The organism is Oceanispirochaeta sp. (assembly GCF_027859075.1).
Taxonomy (GTDB): Bacteria; Spirochaetota; Spirochaetia; order DSM-2461; family DSM-2461; genus Oceanispirochaeta.
The window spans coordinates 1-6,773 of the sequence record NZ_JAQIBL010000260.1 but is presented as its reverse complement, the minus strand read 5'-3'; the positions used below and the strand labels follow the sequence as shown (position 1 = coordinate 6,773).

The following is a 6,773-nucleotide window of genomic DNA, read 5'->3' as shown; positions in this document are numbered from 1 at the left end:
GAAGAGTGGACTCGTCACCTGGGGAGCCCATCCCCGGGAAGAACTTCTGGCTCTGGGGGCGGATCAGTATTTTGAGAAGTCCCCGGAACTTGTCAGTTTCTTTTGTAAATAAAAAAAATAAAATTTTTGCCAGGCTGACATTAAGTCTTTCCTCAATACTTCACCTGCGGTGCCAATTGTAAAACTGTTCCCTCAAATCATCCTGTCCTTTGTTTTCCGATCGGAAAAAGGAATCCATCAGGTCCAGAAATTCTTTTTCTTCCATATTCTCAGATAGATAGTTGAAAAAATGGGCATAATAACGCAGGGATTCCGGTTCGTTGACAAGTTGTTTAACAGATTTGAGTCTGAATAGTTCGAGATCCACTGGATTATTACTTTCCAGGTATTTGATATCAGTTTTTATGATGGTTTTATAGAGTGCCAGAGATTCCCTGCGGTTGGGATATTTTGCAAAGTATCGGGATTGGAAACTGCTGAAGCCGGTCAGCAGATAACGGAAGAGCAGGAGGTCTGTCAGATCGTCTTCGTTAGAGGCGTAATTCAGGTAATATTCCGGATTGTGTTCGAACAACAGGAGTGACAGATAGCCGTAGAGAAAGTGGTCTTTATCTGGTTGGTTGCTGTTCCGGATGATTATTATATCGGCGAGAGGGATAAAATAGAGGGACTCCAGGCTGCCCTGGTATCTGTCTGATGCAATGGCATCCAGATCGGCTGAGATAGGCAGGATCGCCTTATCTTTCTGGACATCCGAGTAAAAAGGATTCTCAAATACCCTATCGAATATATGCTTTGAGAACGTCTTATCCCCCAGAAGTTCTTTGATGTCATGATCTATGATATAGACCTCATAGTTCCCGGTTTGTTTAGGAATCTTGTCCTTTAGAAATTTTGAAACGCTCCAAATCTGATTTTTAATAAATTTGTTGTTCGAATTCCGGCTGACAAAGATTTTTATATTGCCCCTTTTGAGGGCCCGATAGTTGACCCCGTTGTATTCGCTGCAGCTCGTAGCGAAGAGTCCGAGGATGATAATGGAGAGGAATAATCCCCGCTTTATTTTCATAGAACCTCTTTTTATAATCCCATCATAAACTGATACGTCCTGTCATCAAAATCAGGAATGCTTTCGTGGCCGAAATCAGGATATACGATCATCTCCTTGTGAGCCTTAATCTTGTTATACATGGCAAACTGAGTGGAGGCAGGACAAATCGTATCCATCAGTCCTGTACCGAGCAGAACCTCCGCCTTGATCCGGGGAGCCAGGAACTGCAGGTCAATGTAGCCCAGGGTTGTAAATATTTCCTCTTCACGCTCATGGGTGGGATCAAACTTCTTAAAGAAGTATTGAAGCTCCTCATAAGCCATTTCACCAAGATCCATATCCCAGACTCTCTTGAAATCGCAGAGGAAGGGGAAGCGGGGAGCCGCCCGTTTGATCCGGGGTTCCAGTGCGGCGCAGGCCAGGGTCAGGGCTCCCCCCTGAGACCCGCCCAGGGCTCCCACCATTTTCTCATCCACCTAGTGACTGGCAAAGGCTATCCGGGCCATAGCCACCGAAACCAGATAGATTTGACGGAAGAGCAGTTTCTCCGGGCTGTCTGAGAGACCCCGGATGATCTGTCCCCGCCAGGTTGTCCCGGAAACGGTGCTTTTGTCTTCTGAGAGACCTCCCTGACCGCGGCTGTCCAGGGCAAAAACAGAGAATCCTGCCGCAGTCCAGCTCATCAGTTCAGACCAGGGGGGTGTTTCTCCGGTGTATCCATGAAAATGAAGAACCGCGGGGTGTTTCGTATCGGGAGAGATGCTGGATGGACGGGCATAACGCACATGAATCCTTGAATTTCCCACTCCTATAAAATACAGATCAAAGCACTCCGCATGGGGCACCTTAAAATCGGCGGAGACAAGTTCGGGATTCAAATCATGAGTATCCAGTTCTGCCAGGGCTTCCGCCCAGTATTTATCAAAATCAGCGGGTTTCGGATTGATCCCATTGTATTTTTTGAGGTCCTTGAGAGGCATATCAACACTGGGCATAGTCACTCCTGTTTTCCTGACCCTTTATGCCTGAAGGGAGGCATAAAGGGTCAGGATATTTGATGTTCTGTAGATTGAATCTTATCCCTTCTTTTCTAACTTTACCAGTGAAATCATCTTGACATATTGGTTAACCAAATGTATAAATAGTCCTAATTGGTTGACCAAATATGGAAGGAGTGACATCTGATGAATCAGGATTCTGTTGTCGATTTGAAATATTTCAAGGAAGCAGATCCCGAATTGGACCCTGAAGTATTTATACTTCAGAGAATCCGGGAATTAGTTCATACCAAAGAGCTCCTGCCCGGGGCACGTCTGCCCTCAGAAAGAGCCCTGGCCGAGACCCTTAGTACCAGCCGGGGGAATGTCCGCAAGGCTCTTCAAAAGCTTGAGTTCTACGGTCTGGTGGAAATCTCTCCCCAGAGCGGGACCCGGATCAGCTCCATGAGGCAGGAGACCATCGAAGAACTGATGAGTTCCATCCCTGTGTCCAGGGACCAGAAAATGGCCGACCTGATGGAAGCCCGGTTTATTCTGGATGTGCAGTGCGCCCGTCTGGCGGCAAAACGCAGAACAGAGGCCGATTTGAAGTTGATCGACGAAAGGCAGCAGATTTTTCTGGAGAGTTTCTACACCAAAAATAAAAGCTCCGCCTACCTGGAAGAGGATTACCTCTTTCATCTGGCCATCGCCAATGCCACGAGGAACCATATTCTGGTCTCCCTGTTCAGTCAGCTTACCCCCCGTATCGTCACCATGGAACAGCCCCACCTGAAGCAGAGAGATCAGGACTTTTCCCGAATCCCTCAGGAACATCAGGAAATTATCAATGCCATAAAAACAGGAGATCCGGATAAAGCCGATGAGGCTATGACCAGCCATCGGAACTGGGCCCTGAAAAGAATATTTAAGGAGTAATTTAATGAATGCACAGAGTGTTATGAATGGTTTGAATAAAGAAACAGGTCTTGAGGCTGGTGTCATACCAGAGAACAGGCCTGTTACCATCCTGCAGTTCGGAGAGGGGAACTTCCTCCGTGCCTTCATCGACTGGATGGTGGATGAGATGAATAGTCAGGGCCTTTATAATGGAAAAGTGGCCCTGGTTCAACCCCTGCCTCAGGGCATGATCGGCATGATGAAGGAGCAGGATTACCTGTACACTCTTTTTTTACGGGGTATTCAGAAGGGTGAGGTCGTTGTTGAAAAGAAGATCATCGATGTCATCGACCGGGCCGTAAACCCCTATGAGGACTTTCAGAGTTATCTCAAGGAAGCAGAGAATCCCGATCTCAGGATCATCGTCTCCAATACGACAGAAGCGGGGATAGTACTCCGTCAGGAAGACAGCCAGGCCGATCAGCCTCCTCAGTCTTTTCCAGGCAAACTCCTCCTCCTTCTTAAAAAAAGGTATGACCTTTTTGAGGGAGCCCGGGACAAGGGTTTCCTATTTTTCCCCTGTGAGCTGATTGACCGCAACGGGGACATGCTGAAAGCCATCCTCCTGGAACTGGCTTCTTCCTGGTATCCTGACAATGAGGACTTTATCCTCTGGATCACCGAAGCCAATGTCTTTTTCAACACCCTGGTAGACCGCATTGTGAGTGGCTATCCCCGGTACGAGGTGGAAGATCTCTGGAAGGAGATCGGATACAGAGATAATGTGCTGAACACAGGCGAAATCTTTCACTTTCTGGTCATCGAGGGCCCCCGGGAGTACGAGAAGGAGTTTCCCCTCATCCAGGCCGGACTGAATGTCAAATGGTGCGATAATATGGCTCCCTACCGGACCCGGAAGGTCCGCATCCTCAACGGCGCCCATACCATGACCGTCCTGGCCGCCTGGTTGTATGGATTGGAAACTGTACAAGACTGCATGTATGATGACGTCATTTCACAGTATATCCGCAAGGGAATCTTCGAAGAGATCATTCCCACCCTGGACCTCCCCGCCGCAGAGTTGGATGAGTACGGTAAAGCCATCCTGGAACGCTTCAGCAATCCCTATATCAAACACTTTCTCTTAAGCATCTCCCTGAACTCGGTTTCCAAATTTAAAACCCGGGTCCTGCCGTCACTGCTGGAATATGTGAAGAGGAAAAAAAGCCTCCCCGAAGTCCTGAGCTTTTCTCTGGCTGCCCTGGTCCTCTTCTATAAAGGAAGCCAGGGCTCTGACATAACCCTGAAAGCTCATCGGGCTGTGGACGGCAGGGAATACGCCATCAGCGACTCTCCCGAAATCCTGGATTTCTTTGCATCCCTCTGGGACGGATTGACCGGTGGAACCATGGAGGAAGCCGAAACAATCATGACCAGCGTTCTGGCAAAAGAGGACTACTGGGGACTGGATCTCAACACCCGGGAAGGACTCGGATTAAAGACATCCACCTTTCTCTGCCGCATGGTGATAGATGGTGTGCCCGCCGTATTGAAGGATATGATCGATGGCTGAAATATGGATTCAAATTTCTGAACTGGATAATGTTGTCGTCGCCTTGAAATCGATCCCCTCCGGAACAGATATTCTGGGTGTGAAGGCCCTGACAGAGATTCCTGCGGGTCATAAAATATCCCTGAAAGACCTAAGCCCGGGAGATGAAATCCTGAAATACGGCTATCCCATAGGGAAGGCCGTAGAGGAAGTCAAAAAGGGAGAACATCTCCATACCCACAATGTGAAAACTCTCCTTTCAGGGTCCCTGAGTTATGACTATAAACCTGTGGTCCCTGCCCTCATCGACAGCCCGCTCCGGGGTAGGACCTTTCTGGGTTATCCCCGGGCCGACGGCCGGACGGGAACCCGTAATGAACTCTGGATAATCAACACCGTGGGCTGTGTGAATAAGACCGCCGAAATCCTCTGCTGTCTGGCAGAGAAGGAGAACCAGGGACGATGCGGTGGCATCTTCAGCTTTGCCCATCCCTTTGGCTGTTCACAGCTGGGGGATGACCATCAGACCACCCGGACCATCCTGGCCGACCTGGTGAACCATCCCAATGCGGGGGCCGTTCTGGTGCTGGGCCTGGGGTGTGAGAACAACAACATCCCCTCCTTCAAAGAGGCCCTGGGCGACTACGACGATAAGAGGGTGAAATTTCTCTCGACCCAGGATGTTGAAGACGAAGTGGAAACAGGACTGGATCTGATCCGCGGACTGCTGGATGTGGTCAAAGAGGACAAACGTGTTGAAACCCCGGTTTCCGAGCTGGTGGTGGGTCTCAAATGCGGAGGCTCCGACGGGCTATCAGGCATCACGGCCAACCCTCTGGTGGGCCGATTCTCAGACAGCATTGTGGGCGCGGGAGGCACATCGATACTGACCGAGGTCCCCGAGATGTTCGGTGCTGAAACCATATTGATGAACCGATGCCTCAACAGGGAGGTCTTCGATAAGACAGTCAGCCTGGTCAACGACTTCAAGGATTACTTTACAAAGCATGATCAGGTGGTTTATGAGAATCCTTCCCCCGGGAATAAAGACGGCGGCATCACAACCCTGGAAGACAAGTCTCTGGGATGTATTCAAAAAGGGGGGAGGGCCACCATCAGCGAAGTGATCCCCTATGGCGGCAGGGTGGAAGGCAAGGGTCTGATTCTCCTCAATGGTCCGGGGAATGACATCGTCTCCACCACCGCCATGACCGCGGCCGGAGCTACTGTTCTCCTCTTTACGACAGGACGGGGAACCCCTCTGGGAGCCCCTGTACCCACCGTGAAAATCGCGACAAACTCAGACCTGGCCCGCCGTAAAAAGAGCTGGATAGATTTTAATGCGGGAACTGCCGTGGAAGGAAAAACCCTGGATGAAGTGAACCTGGATCTGACCGATAAGGTCCTGGCCATTGCCTCGGGAGAGGAGGCCATGAACGAAAGAAAGGGATACCGGGAAATTTCAATTTTCAAGGATGGGGTCATTCTATAGTTTTGTATGGTAAAATACAGTGGGAAAGACCAAGTAATCAAGCTTCGATAAGGAGATTAAAAGAATCATGAAATTTATAAAAGACGATTTTTTACTGGAAAACAATGAGGCGAAACGCCTCTATAAAGAGTACGCCAAGGACCAGCCCATCATAGACTACCACTGTCATCTGAGTCCCAAAGAAATTTTAGAAGACAAAAAATGGGATAACATCGCCCAGATCTGGCTGGGGGGAGACCACTATAAATGGCGGTGCATGCGCACCAACGGTGTAGATGAAAAATACATCACCGGTGATGCTCCGGACAGGGAGAAATTTCAGAAGTTTGCCGAAACCATGCCCTATCTTCTCCGCAACCCCATGTACCACTGGTGCCACCTCGAGCTTGCCCGCTACTTCGGCATCGATGACCTCGTTCTGAACGGCGATACCGCTCAGGAAGTCTGGGACCGCTCTCAGAAGGTCATCGACAAAGGCATGAGTGCCCGTCAGTTGATGGTCGACAGCAATGTCAAAATCGTCTGTACCACCGACGATCCCATCGACAGTCTGGAGTACCATAAATCCCTGGCAGCCGAAGGATTTCAGGTCAAAGTGCTCCCCACCTGGCGGCCCGACAAGGCCATGGCCATCGAAAAACCCCTCTGGAAAGACTACATTATCGCCCTTTCCAAGGCCGTGGGAACGGACATCCGGGATTCTGCCTCCCTGGTCAAGGCCATCGAAATCCGGCACCAGTACTTTCACGATGCGGGGTGCCGCCTCTCCGACCATGGCCTTGAAACCTGTTATGCCGCAGC

General features: G+C 49.9%; 5 protein-coding genes and 1 pseudogene. 4 read left to right on the top strand and 2 right to left on the bottom strand.

Features of this window, described 5'->3' with window-relative positions:
* Nucleotides 1–160 precede the first annotated feature (160 nt).
* Both PF479_RS14520 and PF479_RS14515 read right to left on the bottom strand, forming a co-directional pair.
* A complete protein-coding gene (locus PF479_RS14520) occupies nt 161–1,069 on the bottom strand; it encodes a hypothetical protein (protein WP_298007868.1) in 909 nt (302 codons plus the stop codon).
* Nucleotides 1,070–1,080: 11 nt separating this feature from the next.
* Nucleotides 1,081–2,046, bottom strand: a pseudogene (locus PF479_RS14515) (acetylxylan esterase).
* A gap of 189 nt (nt 2,047–2,235) precedes the next feature.
* Between PF479_RS14515 and PF479_RS14510 the strand changes: the two are divergent.
* The 4 genes from PF479_RS14510 to PF479_RS14495 all read left to right on the top strand — a co-directional run.
* Nucleotides 2,236–2,967, top strand: a complete 732-nt coding sequence (locus PF479_RS14510) for a FadR/GntR family transcriptional regulator (protein ID WP_298007866.1) — start codon at nt 2,236–2,238, stop codon at nt 2,965–2,967.
* A 4-nt stretch (nt 2,968–2,971) separates the two neighbouring features.
* Nucleotides 2,972–4,501 carry a tagaturonate reductase gene (locus PF479_RS14505; RefSeq protein WP_298007864.1) on the top strand — a complete coding sequence of 510 codons (1,530 nt, stop codon included), beginning with the start codon at nt 2,972–2,974 and terminating at the stop codon, nt 4,499–4,501.
* Nucleotides 4,494–5,972, top strand: a complete 1,479-nt coding sequence (locus PF479_RS14500) for a UxaA family hydrolase (protein WP_298007862.1) — start codon at nt 4,494–4,496, stop codon at nt 5,970–5,972. The genes PF479_RS14505 and PF479_RS14500 overlap by 8 nt, the downstream gene beginning before the upstream one ends.
* A 67-nt stretch (nt 5,973–6,039) precedes the next feature.
* The coding region (locus PF479_RS14495) for a glucuronate isomerase (RefSeq protein WP_298007860.1) at nt 6,040–6,773 on the top strand (734 nt) is incomplete at its 3' end.